The 20755-nt window shown below is 60.4% G+C and carries 16 protein-coding genes and 4 tRNA genes; 14 read left to right on the forward strand and 6 right to left on the reverse strand.

Annotation, left to right across the window (positions count from 1 at the left end; genetic code table 11):
• Nucleotides 1-63 precede the first annotated feature (63 nt).
• Nucleotides 64-3795, forward strand: a complete 3732-nt coding sequence (locus FGE05_RS21235) for a hypothetical protein (RefSeq protein ID WP_139647997.1) — start codon at nucleotides 64-66, stop codon at nucleotides 3793-3795.
• A 292-nt stretch (nucleotides 3796-4087) separates the two neighbouring features.
• On the opposite strand, the gene FGE05_RS21240 is transcribed toward FGE05_RS21235, so the two are convergent.
• Nucleotides 4088-4627, reverse strand: a complete 540-nt coding sequence (locus tag FGE05_RS21240) for a TetR/AcrR family transcriptional regulator (RefSeq protein ID WP_139647999.1) — start codon at nucleotides 4625-4627, stop codon at nucleotides 4088-4090.
• Nucleotides 4628-4742: 115 nt separating this feature from the next.
• On the opposite strand from FGE05_RS21240, the gene FGE05_RS21245 reads away from it, so the two are divergent.
• From FGE05_RS21245 to FGE05_RS21260, 4 genes are all read left to right on the forward strand, one after another.
• Nucleotides 4743-5936 (forward strand): MFS transporter, encoded by a 1194-nt coding sequence (locus FGE05_RS21245; protein WP_139648001.1) that lies wholly within the window; start codon nucleotides 4743-4745, stop codon nucleotides 5934-5936.
• 68 nt (nucleotides 5937-6004) lie between these two features.
• Nucleotides 6005-6316, forward strand: coding sequence for a cupin (locus tag FGE05_RS21250; protein WP_139648003.1), 312 nt, complete (start codon nucleotides 6005-6007; stop codon nucleotides 6314-6316).
• Between the two features lie 104 nt (nucleotides 6317-6420).
• Nucleotides 6421-7569 (forward strand): TDT family transporter, encoded by a 1149-nt coding sequence (locus tag FGE05_RS21255; RefSeq protein WP_139648005.1) that lies wholly within the window; start codon nucleotides 6421-6423, stop codon nucleotides 7567-7569.
• Nucleotides 7570-7669: 100 nt separating this feature from the next.
• Nucleotides 7670-9544 (forward strand): MFS transporter, encoded by a 1875-nt coding sequence (locus FGE05_RS21260; RefSeq protein WP_139648007.1) that lies wholly within the window; start codon nucleotides 7670-7672, stop codon nucleotides 9542-9544.
• Nucleotides 9545-9689: 145 nt separating this feature from the next.
• On the opposite strand, the gene sugE is transcribed toward FGE05_RS21260, so the two are convergent.
• From sugE to rdgC, 3 genes are all read right to left on the reverse strand, one after another.
• Nucleotides 9690-10004, reverse strand: a complete 315-nt coding sequence (gene sugE / locus FGE05_RS21265) for a quaternary ammonium compound efflux SMR transporter SugE (RefSeq protein ID WP_139648009.1) — start codon at nucleotides 10002-10004, stop codon at nucleotides 9690-9692.
• Nucleotides 10005-10135: 131 nt separating this feature from the next.
• On the reverse strand, nucleotides 10136-11104 hold the full coding sequence (locus FGE05_RS21270) for a bile acid:sodium symporter family protein (RefSeq protein WP_139648011.1): 969 nt from the start codon (nucleotides 11102-11104) through the stop codon (nucleotides 10136-10138).
• Nucleotides 11105-11253: 149 nt separating this feature from the next.
• Nucleotides 11254-12174, reverse strand: a complete 921-nt coding sequence (gene rdgC, locus FGE05_RS21275; RefSeq protein WP_024779702.1) for a recombination-associated protein RdgC — start codon at nucleotides 12172-12174, stop codon at nucleotides 11254-11256.
• A gap of 160 nt (nucleotides 12175-12334) precedes the next feature.
• Between rdgC and FGE05_RS21280 the strand changes: the two genes are divergently transcribed.
• From FGE05_RS21280 to FGE05_RS21295, 4 genes are all read left to right on the forward strand, one after another.
• Nucleotides 12335-12410 (forward strand) — tRNA-Val (locus tag FGE05_RS21280).
• Between the two features lie 19 nt (nucleotides 12411-12429).
• A tRNA-Asp gene (locus tag FGE05_RS21285) sits at nucleotides 12430-12506 on the forward strand.
• 174 nt (nucleotides 12507-12680) lie between these two features.
• Nucleotides 12681-12756, forward strand: a tRNA-Val gene (locus FGE05_RS21290).
• 17 nt (nucleotides 12757-12773) lie between these two features.
• Nucleotides 12774-12850, forward strand: a tRNA-Asp gene (locus FGE05_RS21295).
• Between the two features lie 157 nt (nucleotides 12851-13007).
• Here FGE05_RS21295 and FGE05_RS21300 read toward each other — a convergent pair.
• Both FGE05_RS21300 and FGE05_RS21305 read right to left on the reverse strand, forming a co-directional pair.
• Nucleotides 13008-14144, reverse strand: a complete 1137-nt coding sequence (locus FGE05_RS21300; RefSeq protein WP_139648013.1) for a catalase family protein — start codon at nucleotides 14142-14144, stop codon at nucleotides 13008-13010.
• 31 nt (nucleotides 14145-14175) lie between these two features.
• Nucleotides 14176-15984 (reverse strand): di-heme-cytochrome C peroxidase, encoded by a 1809-nt coding sequence (locus FGE05_RS21305; protein ID WP_139648015.1) that lies wholly within the window; start codon nucleotides 15982-15984, stop codon nucleotides 14176-14178.
• Nucleotides 15985-16252: 268 nt separating this feature from the next.
• Between FGE05_RS21305 and FGE05_RS21310 the strand changes: the two genes are divergently transcribed.
• The 5 genes from FGE05_RS21310 to FGE05_RS21330 all read left to right on the forward strand — a co-directional run.
• The gene (locus tag FGE05_RS21310) at nucleotides 16253-16966 is read left to right on the forward strand and encodes an FKBP-type peptidyl-prolyl cis-trans isomerase (RefSeq protein WP_139648018.1); all 714 of its coding nucleotides are present in this window, start codon (nucleotides 16253-16255) and stop codon (nucleotides 16964-16966) included.
• Nucleotides 16967-17259: 293 nt separating this feature from the next.
• A complete protein-coding gene (locus FGE05_RS21315; protein WP_139648020.1) occupies nucleotides 17260-17715 on the forward strand; it encodes a YkvA family protein in 456 nt (151 codons plus the stop codon).
• A 113-nt stretch (nucleotides 17716-17828) separates the two neighbouring features.
• Nucleotides 17829-18170 carry a helix-turn-helix domain-containing protein gene (locus FGE05_RS21320; RefSeq protein ID WP_139648021.1) on the forward strand — a complete coding sequence of 114 codons (342 nt, stop codon included), beginning with the start codon at nucleotides 17829-17831 and terminating at the stop codon, nucleotides 18168-18170.
• Nucleotides 18167-18538: a hypothetical protein gene (locus FGE05_RS21325; RefSeq protein ID WP_003179080.1), complete on the forward strand. Its 372-nt coding sequence runs from the start codon at nucleotides 18167-18169 to the stop codon at nucleotides 18536-18538. The genes FGE05_RS21320 and FGE05_RS21325 overlap by 4 nt, the downstream gene beginning before the upstream one ends.
• A 405-nt stretch (nucleotides 18539-18943) precedes the next feature.
• Nucleotides 18944-20755: DUF6531 domain-containing protein (locus FGE05_RS21330; protein ID WP_257225688.1), on the forward strand; the 1812-nt coding region annotated here is incomplete at its 3' end.

The following is a 20755-nucleotide window of genomic DNA, read 5'->3' on the forward strand; positions in this document are numbered from 1 at the left end:
CGTTGAAAACTGGCACGCAGTCGCCCGGCCTGACGCAAACACAACCTGTCAGGGAGTGTGGACATGAACCTGCAAAAACGCATCAAACGGAACCTGCTGGGCGCGGCGGGCGACCTACCCAGCAGTACTTGGCCTAGCGAGTGGAAGCGACGCACGGGCGAAGGTTTCAGCGGTGCCGATCTCATCTATGTGTCGAGCAATGACATCCAGCGTCGGTTTGTCTATCTCTATGGCGAAGTGCAAGCGGCGATCGACTTCGACCTGCCCATCGACTTGCGTCTGACAGCGCAATCCGGCTACCAGGTCCGGTTCCTGTACCAGCCGACGCAGCGCGCGAGTGAAAATCCAAGAGTGGTAGCGTACTTCAACGCCGGTGCGCATTTCTGGACACGTGAGTTGCAGACCAGCACCGCGAAGGCCGGCGCAGAGGAGCCACGGGATTGGCTGATCTGCGAAGACAGCATTGAGCTGAACGACGAAAACACTCAGGCCAAGGCGACCCTGGCCCTTGAGTCCGGATTGTTCGATCTGGCTACCGCCGCCGCTGATGTGACGACGGGGCCCGAGCGTGACTTGCCCATCGCCCAGGAACCGGGTTGGCCGGTCGACCCCGGCGAGTTGCATTTCTCCGGTAAGGCTCTGGGGACGGAGATCACTCCCGAGCTGGCCACAGGTGTGTCGGTGTTCGTGCATCTCAAGCCGCTGACGCTGGACACCTCTGAACCCATGCCCGAATTTGCCGGGGACAGCGCCCGCTATTGGGTAGAAAAGGATGGACGTGCCTATATGCCGATCTGCCGGGGAGGCGGTGTGCATCGTCTAACCCTGCCGGTGGCCGAAGACTGCGGCTGGGCCGGTGGCGGGGTGTATACCGGCACCAGCGCCTACGTCTCCTTTACCGATGCGAACGAGGCGGGGGCGGCGAGGCTGCAAGTGGCGCCGACCGACCCCGATGCGGATGACGACGCCCAGCATATCGGCAAGATCTGGGAGATTCGCAACGACGCCGACGAGGATGACCTGGAGGTCAACGGCAGGACGGCCACCCTGCGCTTCGAGAGTGTCTACCATGCCGACCCCCATGAGGCGTTGGCCTGCATCGTCGGGCCTTACAAGCTCGACATTGTCGAGCACCGGCAGCCCGACCATTGGCCCAGCGTCGAGGAAGCGCAGACCATCGATCTCCAGGTCAAGGTCCATTACGCGGTCTCCGGCAAGCCGGAACCCGGTATCGTCGTTGAATGGCGTAACGAGGACGAACGGCTGGAAACCCAGTTCACTGGCGAGGACGGTTGGACGGTATTGCGCTATCAGCCCACCGCCGATGCCACGATCACCGCAGTCGCCGACAGCCCCTACAAGCCTGAAGCCGACACCCAGGCCTTTGTCGTCAAAACCATCCCGACCCGCCTGTGGGGGCAGTTCGAGCTCAGCGTCGGTGACGTGGCGATTTCACCCGAGGAGCATTGGTGGATTCTGCCCGGTCAGTCCTACCAATTGACCCTCACGCCCCGCGCCGACAGCGTGCTGATCGGCGAGGAGCTGGTGCTCACCGTCGATCCCGTGCAGCGGCTGCAGCTCGCGCCGACCGGTGCTCGCCCCCTGGTCGCGGGCGGCCTCAGCTGGAGCGTCACGACGGCGCAGGATGCCACTGGCGACTTTGCGTTGCACTTGGACTGCATTCGCTTCAAACAACCGCTGGAAATGAAAGGGGGCGTCAACGAATTGCCTCCCCTCACCGTTGAGGAGGCCGCCGGCGAGCAGCTCGATCCGCTGCAGGCATTGACCACGCTGACGGCGCTGGTGCCGCACTATGAGGGCATGCGCAGCACTGACGAGATCAACGTCACCTGGACCGGGGCGGCGGGCAGCCCGGAGGAGGGCTCGCACACCACGCCAGCGGTTGAGGTGGGACCGGTGGAGGAGAAAGAGATCCCGTTGCCGGTATCGTTGATTGCCTTCAGCCTGGGCCAGTCGGTGACGGTGAGCTACACCGTGACTCCGGCCGGCGGCACATCGCTACCGGCTTCGGACGCCCTTGCGCTGAGCATCGGCGCCTTGCCGCAGAGCGCGCTGGAACCGAGCAAGCCGCGTATCCTCCAGGCCACGCAGGAGGGGCATGGCGAAGAACTGGACATGCGCAGCGTGTCGGACGATCTCACGATACGTATCGATAGCTGGCCGCATATTGCCCATAACCAACGCACTTGGATACGCGTGGAGGGCACGAAAAGCGATGGCTCCACTTATCAAAAGGTCTGGAGCGGAACAGGCAGTTGGGTGAGTAAGGAATGGTACGACCGAGGATACGGTGAAAAAATCATCCCTTACGATGAGCTGCCGAGGCTACGCGACAGCAGCACGCTGAAGATTGAGCTCAAGGCTTCCCTCAACCAGAGCACGGACGAAAGCCACGCTATCACCTTTCCCCTGCGCACCTATACAGTCCGCGCGACCATTGACCTGCCCGCCCCTGATGTCGAGCAGGCCACCGGCAGCGCGCCCGACCAGCAACTCAATCCGGTGGCGGCCAAGGAAGCCCTGACCGTGGTGATTCCGGATTATGGCATCCAACCCGGCGATCAAGTCAGCGTGACCTGGGCCGGGGTTGCCGGGGAGGGGTCCTACACCACTGCGATGCAAGCCCTACCCGCCAGCCACGAGATCGCTATTCCAGTGACGGTGGTCGGCTACAACCTGAACCGATCGGTCACGGTAAGTTACACCATGATCTATGGAAACAACGAACCGCTGTCATCAGACTTGCTCAACCTGGCGGTACAAGCTTTTGAGCTAGACGATTTGCTGGCAGCCAAACCGAAGATCCTGCAAGCCACTGGCAGCATCGAGGGCCCTGTGCTGGATTTGAAATACTTCAGTGCAGATGTCACTTGCTGGGTCGGCGTCTGGCCGCTTATCGCCCCAGATCAGGATGTGTGGCTGCGTCTCAAGGGTACTAAGGCTGACGGGAACGTTCCCTACGACTTGAATATCTGGGCACCGCCACCACGGGGGCCAAGAACCAGTCCAACCTGGATCAATCAAGGGTTCTATGAAGTTACGGCCGCCTATAGCTACCTGGAGCAACTGAAGGACGGCAGCACCCTGACGATGGAATTCAAGGCGGACTTGAGTAAAGCTACTGATGAGGCCAATGCCAGCAACTTCCCACTACGTACCTATACTATCAAGGTTTCGCCACCAACCGTTGAAAGTGTCAAAGACCCCTATGGGCGAGAGATCCCGAATTTCGGAAGCACCCTGAGTACAACGTTGAAACTGTCGGGTAAAGTAAGCAAAGGTCAGAAAGTCGAAATATTTTACGGCGAAGGAGGCGTAACAGTTTCTAAAGGATTAGGGACAGTTGATCCAATAACCGGTCTCTGGACTCATGATATAACCGTGCCAGGTAGTGGTTATGTTTTTGCCATGTTGTTCTATCACAGCGGTAGCCCAAGATCCTCTAACGTAAGCAACTTTTTGGTTGTGCCGCTGCTCACTCCGACCCTTGAAAGTGTCAAAGACTCTAACAAGCAAGAGATCCCGGATGGTCACAGTACCACTAGCACGGAGTTGATATTGAGCGGTAAAGCGAGCCGCGGACAGAAAGTTGAGATATTCGACGATAGTGGGGCCAGCGCGGTTTCCAAGGGGCAGACTAAGAGCGATATCCTGTTCGGTAACTGGAGCCTTACTATCACTGTTCTACAAGGCTTTCACCGGCTTTACGCGAAGTCGCTATATCACAGCTGTGGTGAGGTGTACTCGAATGTACGCACCCTCACGGTCACTTGACAGCTATGATCGATGGCTGATTGCTCGGCTCGGTCAGTTGCGCGACACGTTCTATGAAAAAGCAGACGGCGCTTCAGCCGCTAATCGTTTATCTACGTAACAGATAATAGTTAGAGAGTTACCGACAACGGGGACGGACCCCGATCACGAGGCGCGCCATGCGCGGTTCGCACAAGGTATTGAACATCACCGATTACAGATGAGTTCAAAAATGGGTCTGCCCCAGTTTCTTGCATAACCGCAGACACACCCCAGATCTCCTGTGGGAGCGAGCCTGCTCGCGATGGCTGCCTTACTGACCCAACGCGATATCAATCAACCGATACAATTCCTCTACCTCCAGCGGCGCGCTGGCAAACAGAATGCGAAACACCGTCGGCGCCACCATCACATTGATCAATCTCTCGATACCGGGATTCGGCTCATCGGGATAACGCTCCAGGATGATCTGCAACTGAGCGCTGATGATCCCCACGCAATGCCCTGGCGTGGCGCAGGCCTGGATGTCGCGCATCATGTTGCGACCGGGTTCGGAACTCATCTCGTCCAGGTATTGTTCGGCCCAGGCGCGCAGGTCGCCGCGCAGGCTGCCGGTGTTGGCCGGTTCGCTGTCGAGGCGCATGCGGGCGACAGCGACGTCGGCCAGCAGCGCCGGCAGGTCACCCCAGCGCCGGTAGATGGTGGACGGCGTCACGCCCGCGCGCGCTGCAATCTGCGGCACGGTCAGCGTGGCACGGTCCTGTTCCTGGAGCAGGGCGCGGACGGCCGAATGGATCGACTCTTGTACCCGGGCGCTTCTGCCGCCGGGGCGTAAACCTTCTTTAATAGCCATGAATCGGACCTTAACACAAAGAATTTGCTTTAAGCACGCATCGGTAGCACACTCGGCAAAAGCAAAAAATTAGCTTTTGCTGATGTTTTGTGAACAGCGTCTGCGGAGTGTGCCCATGTCCCGTCCAGCTTCGACCCGTGCCAGCCTGATATTCCTGGCCATCACCTTGCTCGGTTTCCTCGCCGCGTCCAGCGCGCCGACGCCGTTGTATCACCTCTATCAGGAACACATGCAGTTTTCCCCGGCCATCCTCACGCTGATCTTCGGCGTATACGCCTTCAGTCTGTTGGCGGCGTTGCTGACCGTGGGCTCGTTGTCGGATTACCTGGGACGCAAACCGGTGATCTTCGTGGCGCTGGTGCTCAACATGCTGGCGATGCTGCTGTTTATCAACGCCGACAGCATCGCGTGGCTGATCGGGGCCCGGTTGATCCAGGGCTTCGCCACGGGCATGGCCACCAGTGTACTGGGGGCCGCGCTGCTGGACTTCGATCGCCAGCAGGGCCCACTGATCACCAGTGTCGCGCCCTTGCTGGGGATGGCCTGCGGGGCGCTGGGGTGTGGCTTGCTGGCGGAGTTCGCGCCGTTGCCCCTGCAACTGACCTATTGGCTATTGCTGGGCCTGTTCCTGGCCCAGGCGATCTATCTCTGGCGTCTGAAAGAAAGTGTCAGCCCGCAATCCGGTGCCTGGCAGTCCCTGCGTCCAACCTTGCATGTGCCGCCGCAGGCGCGACGGCCCCTGTGGCGGGTCCTGCCGCTGAACCTGGCGGCCTGGGCGGTGGGTGGTTTCTATCTGTCGTTGGCGCCGTCCCTGGTGCGGGCAGCGACCGGATCGACCTCCAACCTGATTGGCGGTGCATTGGTGGCAGCCCTGACGCTTACCGGGGCCTTGTCCATCTACACGCTGCGCAACCAGAGTGCAGAGAAGATGCTGCGGCTTGCCGCCAGCTTATTGATGACCGGCCTCGCCCTGGTATTGATCGCCGCGCACACAGGCAGCCTGCCGTTGTTCTTCATCGGCACCCTGGTGACCGGCAGCGGTTTCGGCGCGGGTTTCCTGGGCGCGCTGCGCAGCATCATGCCGCTGGCCTTGCCCCATGAGCGGGCCGGCTTGATGTCGGCCTTCTATGTGCTCAGTTACCTGGCTTTCAGCTTGCCGTCACTGCTGGTCGGGAACCTGACACGGGTGTTCGGGTTGATCCCGACAACCGATGGCTATGGCCTGGTGCTGATCCTGTTGGCGAGCGCTGCGTTGCTGGGGCTGTTGCGTCAGGCCGCCAAGCCGGCAGGCAGTGGCGTTCGACCTTGATGCGTTGAATGCAGACGGTTGAATTGAGCTAGCCTAGGCGTCTTGCCATTTATCTCTGGTGATTTCCCTTGAAGATTATTCGCAGCAAGTCCTTCACCGGCGACCGTGCCTGGTCCGCGTTGGACATCGCTAACATGAACGGCATCACCACGCGCCTGCACTGGACCGATCAGCCGTACAAATGGCATGTCAACGATGGTCAGGAAGTCTTCGTGGTGCTCGATGGGCTTGTGCAGATGTGCTATCGGGAGGAGGGGATCGAAAAAGATACCTTGCTGGGGGTTGGGGATATTTTCTACGCCTCGGTCGGGACCGAGCATGTGGCCAAGCCCCAGGGACCGGCGAGAATCCTGGTGATCGAAAGCGAAGGCAGCGTCTAATGGGTTATCTGTAAAATGGATAACATATAGAGAAATTACCCGTTATATCGATATTCGATCCGGCTCTAAGATGACTCCACCTCAACCGGGGACTGGAGTTCGTCATGACATGCTGCCCTGCAACAAACCGTTTGCGCCCACTGAGCCATTTGCCCAGGCCGTTGGAGGCCATTCGCCAATTCACGCCCAACTGGTTCGCCGTGACCATGGGGACCGGCGTACTTGCCCTGGCCTTGGCGCAATGGCCGGGCAATGTGCCTGGCCTGCGAGTCGTGGGTGAAGGGTTGTGGTGGTTCAACATCCTGCTGTTCGTGTTGTTCAGCGGTTTGTACGCTGCCCGCTGGCTGCTGTTCTTCGACGAAGCGCGGCGGATTTTCGGCCACTCAACGGTCTCGATGTTCTTCGGCACCATTCCCATGGGGCTGGCGACCATCATCAACGGTTTCCTGATTTTCGGCCTGCCGCGCTGGGGAGAGGCCGTGGTGTCGCTGGCTGAGGCGTTGTGGTGGATCGATGTGGCGCTGTCCCTGGCTTGTGGCGTGTTGATCCCATTCCTGATGTTCACCCGGCAGGAACACCGGATCGACCAGATGACCGCCGTGTGGTTGTTGCCGGTGGTGGCCGCCGAAGTCGCTGCCGCCAGTGGCGGGCTCTTGGCGCCGCATCTGGCTGACGTCCATTCGCAACTGGTCATGTTGGTCGCCAGCTACGTGCTCTGGGCTTTTTCCCTGCCGGTGGCGTTCAGCATTCTGACGATCCTGTTGCTGCGCATGGCCTTGCACAAATTGCCCCACGAAAGCATGGCGGCCTCAAGTTGGCTGGCCCTGGGGCCCATCGGTACGGGGGCCCTGGGCATGTTGGTACTGGGCAGCGACGCCCCGATGATCTTTGCGGCCAACGGTTTGCCTGGCGTCGGTGAAATCGCCGCCGGCCTGGGGCTGGTGGCCGGCGTCACGCTATGGGGTTTTGGGTTCTGGTGGATGTTGATGGCGCTGCTGATCACGGCGCGCTACTTGCGCGAAGGCATCCCGTTCAATCTCGGCTGGTGGGGCTTTACCTTCCCCTTGGGCGTGTACGCATTGACGACGCTGAAACTGGCGAGCCTGTTGGGCCTGGGGTTCTTCACGCTGTTCGGTTGCCTGCTGGTGGCGATGCTGGTGGTGCTGTGGCTGATAGTCGGTTGGCGCACGCTGTCGGGTGCCTGGCACGGCGAGTTGTTCGTGTCGCCGTGCATTGCCGGGCTGGCGAAATAATTGCCCGGCGGCTCCCAAGCGACGTGCCGTAGGTTAATGTGTGGCCTGGATAAAAAAACGTTATTCCAATAAGCGTCCACGCCACTCAGGAACATGGAAGATGAGTCACCCTTCGCAGTTCACCTTGCTTCGCCGACGGCGTTTCCTGCCGTTTTTCATCACGCAATCCCTAGGGGCCTTCAACGACAATGTGTTCAAACAGTCGCTGATCCTCGCCATTCTCTACCGGCTGACCATCGAGGGCGATCGCTCCATCTGGGTCAACCTGTGCGCGCTGCTGTTCATCCTGCCGTTCTTTCTGTTCTCGGCGCTGGCGGGGCAGTTCGGGGAAAAATTCGCCAAGGATGCGTTGATCCGTCTGATCAAGCTTGGCGAAATCGTCATCATGACAGTCGGCGCGGTGGGCTTTCTGTTCGATCACTTGTCGCTGATGCTGGTGGCGCTGTTCGCCATGGGCACCCACTCGGCGCTGTTCGGTCCGGTCAAATATTCGATCCTGCCCCAAGCGCTGCACGAGGACGAACTGGTCGGCGGTAATGGCTTGGTGGAGATGGGCACCTTCCTGGCGATCCTCGCCGGCACCATCGGCGCTGGGGTCATGATGTCTTCGGCCCACTATGCACCGGTGGTGTCGACCGCGATCATCGGCATCGCCGTGCTCGGTTACCTGGCCAGCCGCGGCATTCCCCGGGCGGCGGCCGCGTCGCCGCAAATGCGTCTGGACTGGAACATCTTCAGTCAATCCTGGGCCACCTTGAAACTGGGCCTGGGGCAAACCCCGGCGGTGTCCCGTTCCATTGTCGGCAACTCCTGGTTCTGGTTTGTCGGGGCGATTTACCTGACGCAGATTCCGGCTTACGCCAAAGACTGGATGCACGGCGACGAAACCGTGGTGACCTTGATCCTGACGGTGTTTTCGGTAGGGATCGCCCTGGGTTCGCTGCTCTGCGAAAAGCTGTCCGGACGCAAGGTCGAGATCGGCCTGGTGCCGTTCGGTTCGTTCGGCCTGACGGTGTTCGGGCTGTTGTTGTGGTGGCATTCCGGTGGAATCCCCGACAGTATCGACGGCCATGGCTGGCTCGAACTGCTTGGCTTCGGTCATGCCTGGCTGGTGCTGATCGATATCCTGGGCCTCGGCGTGTTCGGCGGCTTCTACATCGTGCCGCTGTACGCGCTGATCCAGTCGCGCACCGCTGAAAACGAGCGGGCACGGGTGATTGCCGCCAACAACATTCTCAATGCCTTGTTCATGGTGGTCTCGGCCATTGTCTCCATCGTATTGCTGAGCCTGGCCAAGCTGTCGATCCCGCAGCTGTTCCTGGTGGTGTCGCTGCTGAATATCGGCGTCAATGCCTACATCTTCAAGATTGTCCCCGAGTTCACCATGCGTTTCATGATCTGGCTGTTGAGCCATTCCATGTACCGGGTGGAGCACCGCAATCTGGACGCTATTCCCGATGAAGGCGCCGCGCTGTTGGTCTGCAATCACGTCTCCTTCGTCGACGCGCTGCTGATTGGCGGCGCGGTGCGTCGGCCGATTCGCTTCGTGATGTACTACAAGATCTACAACCTGCCCGTTCTGAATTTCATCTTTCGCACTGCCGGGACCATTCCGATTGCCGGGCGCCAGGAGGATATTCATATCTACGAAAAGGCCTTCACGCGGATCGCGCAGTATCTGAAGGATGGCGAGCTGGTGTGCATCTTTCCTGAAGGAAAGTTGACCGCTGATGGTGAGATCAATGAGTTCAAGAGCGGCTTGACGCGCATCCTGCAGGAGACGCCGGTGCCGGTGATTCCCCTGGCGTTGCAGGGCTTATGGGGCAGTTTCTTCAGTCGCGATCCGGCCAAGGGCCTGTTTCGGCGGTTATGGTCGCGGGTGACGCTGGTGGCGGGGTCGGCGGTGGCGGTGGAGATGGCTGAGCCGGCCAGGCTGCAAGCGCTGGTCGGCGAGTTGCGCGGGAGTGTCAGGTAAACACTCAGGCCTTATGAGGCCCCAATCTGTGGGAGCAAGGCTTGCCCGCGATGGCGGTCTTGAGATCGCTATCGCGGGCAAGCCTTGCTCCCACAGGCCTTGCTCCCACAGGCCCTGCTTCCACAGGCTCTATTTGCAAAAGGGTCTAGGCGCTGACTTTAAGCCCGATCAATCCCGCAATGATCAACGCAACGCTGACCAACCGAACCAGCGCCATCGACTCACCAAATAGAATAATCCCGGCGATCACCGTGCCCACGGCGCCGACTCCGGTCCAGATCGCGTAGGCCGTGCCCAGTGGCAATTCCTTCATGGCAAGGCCGAGCAGGCCAAGGCTGATCGCCATGGCTGCAACCGTCAATGCAGTGGGGAGAGGGCGGCTGAAGCCGTCGGTGTATTTCAGGCCGACAGCCCAGCCGACTTCGAACAGGCCGGCAAAAAACAGAATGATCCAGGACATCGAGCACCTCCATCAGTCGATGGGGTCGTCCCCGGATTGACACTTGATCGGCGGGTGGGATCAAGTGGCGGGGTCGTCCCCGCGCTGAAAGGGTAGAGTGCCCATTCCCGGGCACTCGATCAAGCCTGCTTTCAGTCGGCCGCTTGCCCGGCGGCGAGCGCTTCGCGGTCCTGCTTTTCGCTCATGCGGCGGAAGTAGGTTGAGAGCAGCGCCCCGGAGATGTTGTGCCAGACGCTGAACAACGCGCTGGGCACCGCCGCCAATGGCGAAAAGTGCGCACTCGCCAGGGCCGCGCCCAGACCGGAGTTCTGCATGCCCACTTCCAGCGCCAGGGTCTTGCGTTGCGCCAATGGAAGACCGAACAAGCGCCCGGTGAAATACCCCAGCAGGTAACCGAAGCTGTTGTGCAACATCACAATGGCCATGATCAGCAGGCCGGATTCGGCGATCTTCGCCTGACTGGCCGCCACCACCGCGGCCACGATGATCACGATGCTCACCACTGATATCAGCGGCAGCACTTCTACAGCATGACGAACCCGTGCACCCAACAGGCGTTGGGCGATGATGCCCAGTGCAATCGGCAACAGCACGATTTGCAGGATCGACCAGAATAGCGCCGAGAATGACACCGGCAACCAGGCCGAGGCCAGCAACCAGATCAGCGCCGGGGTCAGCAGGGGAGCCAGCAGGGTCGTGATCGCGGAGATCGCCACGGCCAGGGCCAGGTCGCCGCGCGCGAGCCAGGTCATGACATTGGACGACGTGCCGCTCGGGCAGCAGCCCACCAGAATCACACCGACGGCGATCTCCGGCGGCAGGCTGAACACTTGGCAAAGCAGCCACGCGGTACCGGGCATAATGACGAACTGGGCAATCACCCCCAGGGCTACACGCCCTGGACGGCGGGCCACTTCGGCAAAATCTTCCAGCTTGAGCGCCAGGCCCATGCCAAACATCACCAGCCCCAGCAAGGGCACGATGGCGACTTTCAGATCCACGAACCACTGCGGCAGCAGGAATGCCACGATGGCGAAAATCAGTACCCAGTAAGCGAAGGTATTGCCGACAAAGCGGCTCAGTGCAGCCAATGCGCGCATGACCAGATCCTTGTTATTAGTAATTGAAACAACACAAAACCAATGTGGGAGCGAGCCTGCTCGCGAAAGCGGTGTGACAGTCAGTGAAATGTCGACTGGCATACCGCTTTCGCGAGCAGGCTCGCTCCCACAGGGGTAACGCTATGTCGTCAGATCCCCTGAGGCGTCTCTTCCCCACCCAACGCTTCCACCAGCGCCGGCAGGAATTCGCCGAAGGTCAACATCATCAGCGTGAAGCTGGCGTCCAGTTGGCCGAGGGCTTCATCGCCGCCGTCCTGTTCCGCCTGGTCCTGCAACAGATCTTCGAACTTCAGGCGCTTGACCACCATTTTGTCATCGAGGACAAACGACAGCTTGTCCTGCCAGGCCAGCGACAGTTGCGTCACCACCTTGCCGGTGTTGAGGTGCAGCTGGATTTCGTCGCTGGTCAGGTCCTGGCGCTTGCAGCGCACGATGCCACCGTCTTCATGGGTGTCGCGCAGCTCGCATTCGTCCAGCACGAAGAAGTCGTCCGCGGCTTTCTGGGTCTTGACCCAGTCAGTCATGATGGCGGTCGGTGCGGTCTTGACCGTCAGTGGACGCACAGGCAGCGAGCCGATGACTTCGCGCAGGGTGGACAGCAGGTCTTCGGCGCGTTTCGGGCTGGCGGAGTTGACCAGGATCAGCCCCTGTTTCGGCGCAATGGCGGCGAAGGTGGAGGAGCGACGAATGAATGCACGGGGCAGGAACGCCTGGATGATTTCATCCTTGATCTGGTCCCGTTCCTTTTTATAGACCTTGCGCATCTGTTCGGCTTCGATCTCTTCGACCTTTTCCTTCACCGCATCGCGTACGACGCTGCCAGGCAGGATGCGTTCTTCCTTGCGCGCAGCGATCAACAGGAAATCCTGGCTGACATGCACCAGAGGAGCGTCTTCGCCTTTGCCGAACGGCGCGACGAAACCGTAAGTGGTCAACTCCTGGCTTGCACATGGACGCGCCAGTTTGCTGGCCAGTGCAGTTTCCAACGCCTCGGCATCAAAAGGCAGATCTTGGGTCAGGCGATAGATAAGCAGGTTTTTGAACCACATGGGGTGAGTCTCTCCTTTATACAAAGGAGCGCATTATTCTCTTCGCGGCGCCATAGGCCAACCCTTCGCTAAGCCTTTGGAAGACCTGAGGAAATTAATTTAAAAAGTGCTTGCCAGCTTGGGAGACGCTCCGTAGAATGCGCGCCACACCGAAAGCGAAGGGTGATTAGCTCAGCCGGGAGAGCGTCTGCCTTACAAGCAGAATGTCGGCGGTTCGATCCCGTCATCACCCACCATTCGTTTCAAGTGTTACGCGCAGCGGTAGTTCAGTCGGTTAGAATACCGGCCTGTCACGCCGGGGGTCGCGGGTTCGAGTCCCGTCCGCTGCGCCATATTTGGTTATCTGGAATACTGAACGCCAGATGACCACCAGGAAGCCCGCTTATGCGGGCTTTTTGCTGTTTGCGATTCCTGCGGTGCGTATCGATTACTTTTTTCTGATTTTGCTAATTAAATCAGCACATTACGAAAAAGTGTGAGAGAATGCGCCCCGCATCGAGAGTGAAGGGTGATTAGCTCAGCCGGGAGAGCGTCTGCCTTACAAGCAGAATGTCGGCGGTTCGATCCCGTCATCACCCACCAAACTTTCAATGTTACGCGCAGCGGTAGTTCAGTCGGTTAGAATACCGGCCTGTCACGCCGGGGGTCGCGGGTTCGAGTCCCGTCCGCTGCGCCATATTCGATGACCTGGAATACTGAACGCCAGGTCACCAACAAAAAGCCCGCTCATTGAGCGGGCTTTTTGTTGTCTGCCGTTTGAGTGGGCACGCCTTGGCTGTCCCTGCTTGCGTCCCCACGCGGAGCGTGGGATCGATCATTCCCAAGGCATTTATCTACTGCTCGGCGTTCCGGCTGTGACGGTAATCGCTGACTGCCTCGTACACCGCCTTACGCAAGCGGTTGATGCCGCCGATAGGGCGGTGCGCCTCGATGCCGAACCACGGATTGAACGACAGGTTGTCGCAGGCCAGGTTCAGCTTGGGGGTGTCGAAGTCCTGGGGCGGTACCTTGATTCGCGCCACCGTCTCGAACGGCGCGTCACTTTCTCGCCATTCAACGCTGGTGTCCTCGATCGGCATGTATTTGCCTGGGTCCTGGCGTTGGATCTGCAGGACAAAACACGCTGGCACCCGGTCTGTGGATAACTGCTGATGCAACGCGCTGCGCAGAAAATTCGGCAGTGCCTGGTTTTGTGTTGGCAAGGTATAGCTTGGGCAACTGTCCGGGTCTGGCGCGACGCGAAACTTGGCGTTGGCCTCGCCGAACTTGTAGGGCGATACCGAAAAATACGTAGTCTGGGTCGGACTGGCGGGAGGCGGTGACAATGTCGCCAGGGCGATGAACAGGTGGCGGATCTGCCAGCTGCGCGGGTCCAGCCCTGGGAAGAAAGCCATCACTTTTTTTCCATCGGCCTGGGCAGCCACATTCTGACGGTACTCGGCGACATCACTGACGAAGAAGTTCGGGTGATTGAACATCACGAAATCCTGTTCGCCCTGTGACTGTCGGTCCGCCAGCAGCGGCTTGCCCGGCACGTTCAACAGCTTGATGGCCATCCCGCGTGCGTCACGCAGGCTATCGAACTGAGGGTACGCGTTGCCATTGGACAGGCGCATCGTCGCCTGCCAGACCTTGCCCGGCTCGGCAAACACGCCCTGGCGCAGGGGGGCAGGCAGGTCGGTCGGCACCTGGACTTCGGCCATCACGCAGCCGTGTGCCTTGGCATGGGCGTCCCGCAGATAACGCGTGCCTTCGCGATGCTGATCGACGATGCGGATGGCGGTCTGGATGATCTCTTGGGTCATGGCGGCTTCGCCGGGTGGCATCTGTTCCTTGTCCGACACCGGTCCGCTGTGTTGCCAGGCGAGCCACGCCGTGGCGAACGCCCAGCCGAACAAGCCGATGCCCAGCAGCCACAGGAGTGTCTTGCCCAGAAAGGCGCCGAGGCGCAGCCAGAGCGTGATCAGCATGGGTCAGTCCTTTTGCCTGAGAGATTCATCATTACAGTTGCGATTCCAGCGGCCCGCCCAGCACCTTGAGGTACTCCAGCAATGCCCAGCGTTCCTGCGGTTGCAGCAGGCGACCGATCACCCCGTTACCCCGTTCGCCGGCGCGGAATTCATGACCGCTGTTGTGGTTGCCGGTGATCCGGGTGTCGAAGAGAAAACCGTTGGTAAAGGCTTCGGTGCGATAACCCAGGTGCCGGGGATCGTACTCGAAGCTGCCTTTATAGAAGGTGGTCGCTCGTTCGTCCTGAGGGGACAGCAACTGATAGATCGTCGGCACCGAGCCGTTATGCAGGAACGGTGGCGTGGCCCAGACGCCGGCCAGTGGCCGGGCCTTGTAGGCGCGCAGTTCGCGTACACCGATGGGCAAGCCGAAGCCATCCATGGCCGGCCGCTCGACCGGGGTGACGCCGGCGTCGCGGTAGGCGCGGTTCTCGACGAACGCCGTGACGTAGGCCAGGCCCTTGGCGACCGAAACCTGGCTCAGGTCCAGCGGTTGCGTCGGCGTCGGGTGCAGTTGTACGTCCAGTTTCGCCAGTTCGGCCGGGTCCCATTGCAGGCTGGTCAAGTCGAAGCGGTGGTCGGCAATGTTATTGGCCGTGCCCGGGTCGGTGCCGATCACCTTCACTGGCAGCATGTGCAGTTGCTGGACCGGTCTGTCGGGGCCCTGGACCACCTTGGGCACATGGCAGCCGGCGCAGTTTTCCGCGAACAACGCCCGGCCCTTGGCGGCGAGGGGTTTATCGATCGAGCCCAGCAGTGCTTCCGGCCACGCCGGGGGTTTGAGCAGTTGCAGGGTTTCTTCGATCGTATGCAGATCGCGCACGCGTACGCTGGAAGGGTAGCGCGCATCGCCCTGCAATGGCTTGCCCTGGGCGTCGAAGAAATTCAATGTGGCGCCCACACCCAGCGCCTCACCGACGTTACGGGCCATCGGCTGTTGGGCCGAGCCGTTCCATTGCACCCAGTCGAAGGTCCAGATGTCCCACAACTGCGGGTAATCCACCGGGGCGTCGGCGACCCGGTAATTCGTCGCCGAAATGGCGTCGCCGAAACTGGCATTGGCGATGCGGCCAAACGCGTCGGTACGGCCAGGACCTTCCTCGGTGGGGTAGAGGCCGCGGTGGGTGTCATTCCAGGCGACCCGCAGGAACGTATCCAGGGAGTCCTTGAATGCCTTGCGCAATGCGTCGTGGCGGGCATCATCGTAGTCCTGGCCCAGGACCTGGCGAGCGAAGCGTTCGAACTTCCACGGGTTGTAGTAGGTCGAGGCGAGGCTGGCGACCAGTGCCTGTCCGAAACTGCCGCCGCGCAAGGTTGGCACGCTGGAGGGCAGGACATGTTGCGCCGAGCCGCCGTCGATCCGTATCGCCTGGCCCTTGAAACGTAATTCGCCGGTGTGGCAGGCGGCACAGGTGATGTCCAGGAATTGTTCGGTGCTGCCCGGGTTCTGGTGTCGCGCAAAACCCACCGGCAGGTTGCCGGGGTTGTCCTGGGAGGCTTTCTGCGCCGGATCGACCAGAAAGCCGAAGCGCGCCAGGTATTCGGGCGACGCGAAGCGCTGCTGCGAGAAGGGCAACTCGAGGGCCGTGAACCACTCGTAACGCAGGCCTTTGACTTGCGTCCCCTGGGGCGTGAAGTAATACGTCTGGCGCTCGGCGGCGCTCCATTGATCCAGGTAGTGGACCTGTTCGACGGGCGTGTAGAACGGCAGGCGCGGATTGGCGACGTAATAAAGCACCACGGCCACGGCGACCAGTACCAGTACGAGGAGCAGCAGGAAAATGCGAGAGAGGAGGCGCACGGTCACATCCTTGTTTTTTGATACGCCCTTATGCCTCAGTGCCGCGCGGCCGGCAAGTGGCCATTATTTGCCGGCCGCAAGGTGCGGCGATAGGTCCCTGTACGTAATGGATGACAGATGCTTCATCTGCACCGGATCAAAAAGCGTTTGTGGCACCTGAACTTATCACCGGTTTTCCGCTCACATGCCGGTAGCCATTGGTCGTGGCGGCCTGATAAGCTCGCGGCTTTACTCGATTGCCCTTTAGGCGCATGAACAAGGAAATAGCATGAAACAGCATCGGTTGGCGGCGGCGGTTGCCCTGGTTGGCCTGGTACTCGCAGGTTGCGACTCGCAGACCAGCGTTGAGCTGAAAACCCCGGCGCAGAAAGCTTCCTACGGTATCGGCCTGAACATGGGCAAAAGCCTGGCTCAGGAAGGTATGGACGACCTGGACTCCAAAGCGGTCGCCCAGGGCATCGAAGATGCCGTCGGCAAGAAAGAACAGAAGCTGAAAGACGAAGAACTGGTCGAAGCCTTTGCCGCACTGCAAAAGCGTGCCGAAGAGCGCATGGCCAAGATGAGTGAAGAGTCGGCGGCCGCCGGCAAGAAATTCCTCGAGGAAAACGGCAAGAAGCCTGGCGTGACCACCACCGCTTCCGGCTTGCAGTACGAAGTGGTCAAGAAAGCTGACGGCCCACAGCCCAAGCCGACCGACGTAGTGACTGTCCACTACACCGGTAAGCTGACCAATGGCACCGTGTTCGACAGCTCCGTGGAACGCGGTAGCCCGATCGACCTGCCGGTCAGCGGTGTGATCCCGGGTTGGGTCGAAGGTCTGCAACTGATGCATGTCGGCGAGAAGTACAAACTGTACATCCCGAGCGACCTGGCCTACGGTGCCCAGAGCCCGAGCCCTGCGATCCCTGCCAACTCGGTCCTGGTCTTCGACCTGGAACTGCTGGCGATCAAGGATCCGGCAAAAGAAGACGCAGCCAAGTAATCGCGTCTGCTATAACGACAACGCCTCGCTTATGCGGGGCGTTGTCGCATCCGGGCGGCGGAAAATCCGAAAAAACCGAACGCACATCGCGGACGGCAGTCATAGGCAATACAGGCGCTGGGCTAGACCCAGTCGGCCTGTCAAGTCAATGAAATATTGGGTTTTTTTATGTGAGTAAAAAACGCCCGATCTGAGCTCAGGCCTTATGAAACGGGGGCTTCAGCGGTGAAATGCAGCTCTGTTCACAAGGTTATCCACAATTTGTGTGGATAACATTTCAGCAGGAAGAAAAAATGAAGGCACCGTGGAATTTTGCACGATTCCTGCCTTTGGCAGGACGGTTGCTGGCCCGTGGCCGCTTGCCGACGCTGTTGTTTGCTGTCGCCCGCAAGAGTGCCCGGGAAGGCGGACGGCTGGGGAGGCTCAAGGACGATCTGCGTTTGTTGCAGGCGTTATGCCTGGCTTACTGGCGTGGCGAATACCGGGCGGTCAGTGCCAAGTCGCTGCTATCGGTGGTGGCGGGGCTCATGTATTTCCTCAGCCCCCTGGATGCGATTCCGGACCTGCTGCCAATGTTTGGCATGATCGACGATATCGCCGTGCTGGCGTGGATCATGAAAACCCTCGATGACGAGCTCAGTGCCTTCCGCGCCTGGCGTGATGCGCAGTCCCCCGACAAGCTCGCACGGGTCGAAAGACTTCCCGATACCCCTCGACAACTGCAGCTCCAGGAGCAGAAAAAGCCCTGATTCTGTTCGTTTCCCTTCGGACGACCATCACCCCGCGACCTTAGCCGCCATTTAGGATTACACTTCCAAGGAAAAGGCTGACTCGCTAAGTGTCATCGTCCTACGGGGTAGAGATGGATATTCAGATAATCACACGCGACGGAGAGCCCGAGTACGCGGTTTTGCCGTGGGACCAGTACCAGTCGTTGTTGAAAGCCGCAGGCATCCATCAAGCACCGCCGCAAGAGGCCAAGGCCCAGCACGCGGCGGCACCGGACCAGATTCTTCCTGGCCTGGATCAATTACGCAGTTTGCGCGAAGGGAAGGGCATCGCCATCGAGGCGCTGGCCCGCACGGTAGGTATCAGCCCGTCTTATCTGGCCATGATCGAAAGCGGCGAGCGTCAGCCCGATGCTGCGATTCGACGTAGTCTGGCCTGGGAATTGACGGTGCCGGGTTGGAGGGAAGGATCGTGAGTGTACGTATCAGTCGGCAGCATTGGGATGGGTTGTTGGGTGAGTTGGACCAGGCGCGCCGCCAGCGCCATTTGTTGACGTATCGTGCCTTGCTGGAGCGTTTGCAGCTGCCCAGCCCGGCCATGCAGACCCTGACCGCCGCCCTTGAACATCTGGCGGCGCTGGACGCCCGGGCCGAACAGCCGTTGCGCAGCTCCCTGGTCATCAGCCAAGGCGCCAGCCGGTTACCCCGAACCGGTTTCTTCGAGTGTGTCGAACGCCTGGGGCGTTTTTCCGGCCCTTCCGATGGAGTGGCCGCCGCGTCCTGGCATGCTTCGGAAGTGGTCCGGGTGTTCGAGTATGAGTATCCGGAGTCGGCGGAGGCCTGATTGTTCTGACGGATCCTGGCGCGGACCGGTTAAAGAAAATCGGAAAAACCGGGCATTCTTGAGATTTTCCTGGGCCGCTCAAGAAAAATCGGGCAGCCAAGTCGAAAATGAATATGTTTGCCTGGGGCTCAGTTGGGTATGCGGCTTTAAATCGCGGGCGCTTCAGCAACTGACGCATGCGCTGAGCAATCGCCGCCGACGATCTTTTTGGCGGGTTAAAGACCCATCGACTCCAAGGGGGCGATGGGTTTTTGCATTTAGCGAATCGCCCTACGTCTACTGCATCTTTCCCTGACTTATTTCCTTTGCGATCCCCGGCAAAGTCTCGCGCTTCCTGAGTGCTGCGAGACGTTTGCCCATGTTCGACCGGTTTTTCCTGATGGCCCTTGATCGCGTCATGCCTTGATGGATCAGGTGCACCGTATCGAGCAGGAGCTCGACAGTTTCAAAGACACCCTTTCCCTCTATCGCGAGCAACTGGAGCGCTGGTACGGCCGTGCGGCAGACCGGGCCAGCCAGGCGGCCGACCTGCCTTCGCTGATGGGCATGGAGCGGCTGATTCGCTTCGGTGACAACACCACCGTCGTCAGCAGCGGCGATGATGATTTCCTCTCCACCGTCGTCCAGTGCCCCCAAGGCGGGGTGATGACGATCGAGAGCAAACTCGAATCGGTGTACGACATTCCGCTGGGCGACATCGTGGTGGATGTGGTGGCGGTGGACAGCGGCGAGGTCACGCCGGTCATCCTAGATGCCCAGGGGCTGGGAGTCTTCAGGGGGGATGCGGGGAAGTTCTATCGGGTCCATGTCCAGGGCGAGGTATCGCCCGCGCAGATCGGTCAGTTGTTTTCCTCCTACGATGGCCTGACCACGCAACTGACAGACTGGTTGCGCGGCGAGTGGCAGGGGTTCAAGCCGCAGTGGGCGCAGCAATCCCTGGCCACCTCGGCAACTGCGGTGGGCAACGGCTTGCTCGCCGGCAGTTGGGCGGCAATCGAAGGGGTATGGGACAGCCTCTACCTGCTCTCGGACATCCTCAAGGACCCCGGGCAGTTTGTTGACCGCCTGGGCAGCAGTGCCAGTCAGTTGATGAGGCTGGCGCAGGACGCGCCGCAAGTGATGGCGAAGCTGCAGTTGCTGACCAGTGACGAAGCGGCGCTGTGCCTGCTGGTTCGCACCGCCAGTCTCTGGCTGGAGATGCTGCCACCCAGTGAGATCGCCGGCGAAACGAGCGAAGCACTCTCGACGGTGGTGGTGCAGTTGCTGCTTGACCTGCTGATTGGCGTGGCGCTGACCTTCGCCGGGGCGGGGGCTGGCATCGCGTACCTGGCGATGCGGCTGGCCAAGCACGGCGCAAGCCTGATAAATGCCGTACAGCGTTTCGTCAGCGCGATCTTTGCGGTCGTCAACGGTTTCATGGGCTACGTCGACCGTTACAAGACTGTGGCGGCGCGCGGCATTGCGGCCGGAGTAAAAAAAGGCCGGATGCAGCTGCGCTGGGATGCGCAACGCAACACCACACTGAAAAAGCCCGAACCCCACGACGACGCCCCGGCCCAATCGAAAAACCCCAACGGCGACAGCGCCGACAGCGCGGCCCTGACCCGCACCGACGGCTGTCCGGTGTCGATGGTCACCGGCGAGGAACTGCTGACCCTGGACGACGGCACGCTCGATGGCCGCTTGTCGTTCGTCTTCACCCGCCTGTACCGCAGCAGCGCGGCGGATCAGGACGTGGGGCTGGGACGCGGCTGGAGCCATGCCCTGGCGCACCGCCTGCTGCTTGAGGGCGAGCAGGTCATCTGGATCGACCAGGAAAACCGTCGCACGACCTTTCCGCTGCCCAATGCCCAGCGCCCGGCAATCCACAACAGCCTGGCCCGGGCGGCCATCTACCTGGGCACCGAGCCGGACGAACTGATCGTCGCCCAGCCCGGCGAACAGGCGCCTTTCCTACACTTTCGCGACGGTCATCTGACCGCCCTCAGCGACCGCTACGACAACCGCCTGACGATCCAGCGCAACATCCATGGCGACATCAGCCGCCTGGACAACGGCGCCGGACGCGCCCTGCAACTGCGCTACGAACAGCGTCACCTCATCGCTCTCGACTACCAGAGCTTTCACCCGGCCCTCACCCTGGACGAAGCCTGGCGCACCGAACAGACCCTGGCGACCTACCGCTACGACGCGCGCTCACGGCTGGTCGAAGCGACC

The sequence above is a fragment of the Pseudomonas sp. ICMP22404 genome (genome assembly GCF_006227205.1).
Taxonomy (GTDB): Bacteria; Pseudomonadota; Gammaproteobacteria; order Pseudomonadales; family Pseudomonadaceae; genus Aquipseudomonas.

Excerpts from the sequence above, each read along its gene's own strand:
- FGE05_RS21235 (WP_139647997.1), top strand. The coding sequence starts at position 64 with ATGAACCTGCAAAAACGCATCAAACGGAACCTGCTGGGCGCGGCGGGC.
- FGE05_RS21240 (WP_139647999.1), bottom strand. The coding sequence starts at position 4,627 with ATGGCTATTAAAGAAGGTTTACGCCCCGGCGGCAGAAGCGCCCGGGTA.
- FGE05_RS21245 (WP_139648001.1), top strand. The coding sequence starts at position 4,743 with ATGTCCCGTCCAGCTTCGACCCGTGCCAGCCTGATATTCCTGGCCATC.
- FGE05_RS21255 (WP_139648005.1), top strand. The coding sequence starts at position 6,421 with ATGACATGCTGCCCTGCAACAAACCGTTTGCGCCCACTGAGCCATTTG.
- FGE05_RS21260 (WP_139648007.1), top strand. The coding sequence starts at position 7,670 with ATGAGTCACCCTTCGCAGTTCACCTTGCTTCGCCGACGGCGTTTCCTG.
- sugE (WP_139648009.1), bottom strand. The coding sequence starts at position 10,004 with ATGTCCTGGATCATTCTGTTTTTTGCCGGCCTGTTCGAAGTCGGCTGG.
- FGE05_RS21270 (WP_139648011.1), bottom strand. The coding sequence starts at position 11,104 with ATGCGCGCATTGGCTGCACTGAGCCGCTTTGTCGGCAATACCTTCGCT.
- rdgC (WP_024779702.1), bottom strand. The coding sequence starts at position 12,174 with ATGTGGTTCAAAAACCTGCTTATCTATCGCCTGACCCAAGATCTGCCT.
- FGE05_RS21300 (WP_139648013.1), bottom strand. The coding sequence starts at position 14,144 with ATGCTGATCACGCTCTGGCTGCGCCTCGGCGCCTTTCTGGGCAAGACA.
- FGE05_RS21310 (WP_139648018.1), top strand. The coding sequence starts at position 16,253 with ATGAAACAGCATCGGTTGGCGGCGGCGGTTGCCCTGGTTGGCCTGGTA.
- FGE05_RS21315 (WP_139648020.1), top strand. The coding sequence starts at position 17,260 with ATGAAGGCACCGTGGAATTTTGCACGATTCCTGCCTTTGGCAGGACGG.
- FGE05_RS21320 (WP_139648021.1), top strand. The coding sequence starts at position 17,829 with ATGGATATTCAGATAATCACACGCGACGGAGAGCCCGAGTACGCGGTT.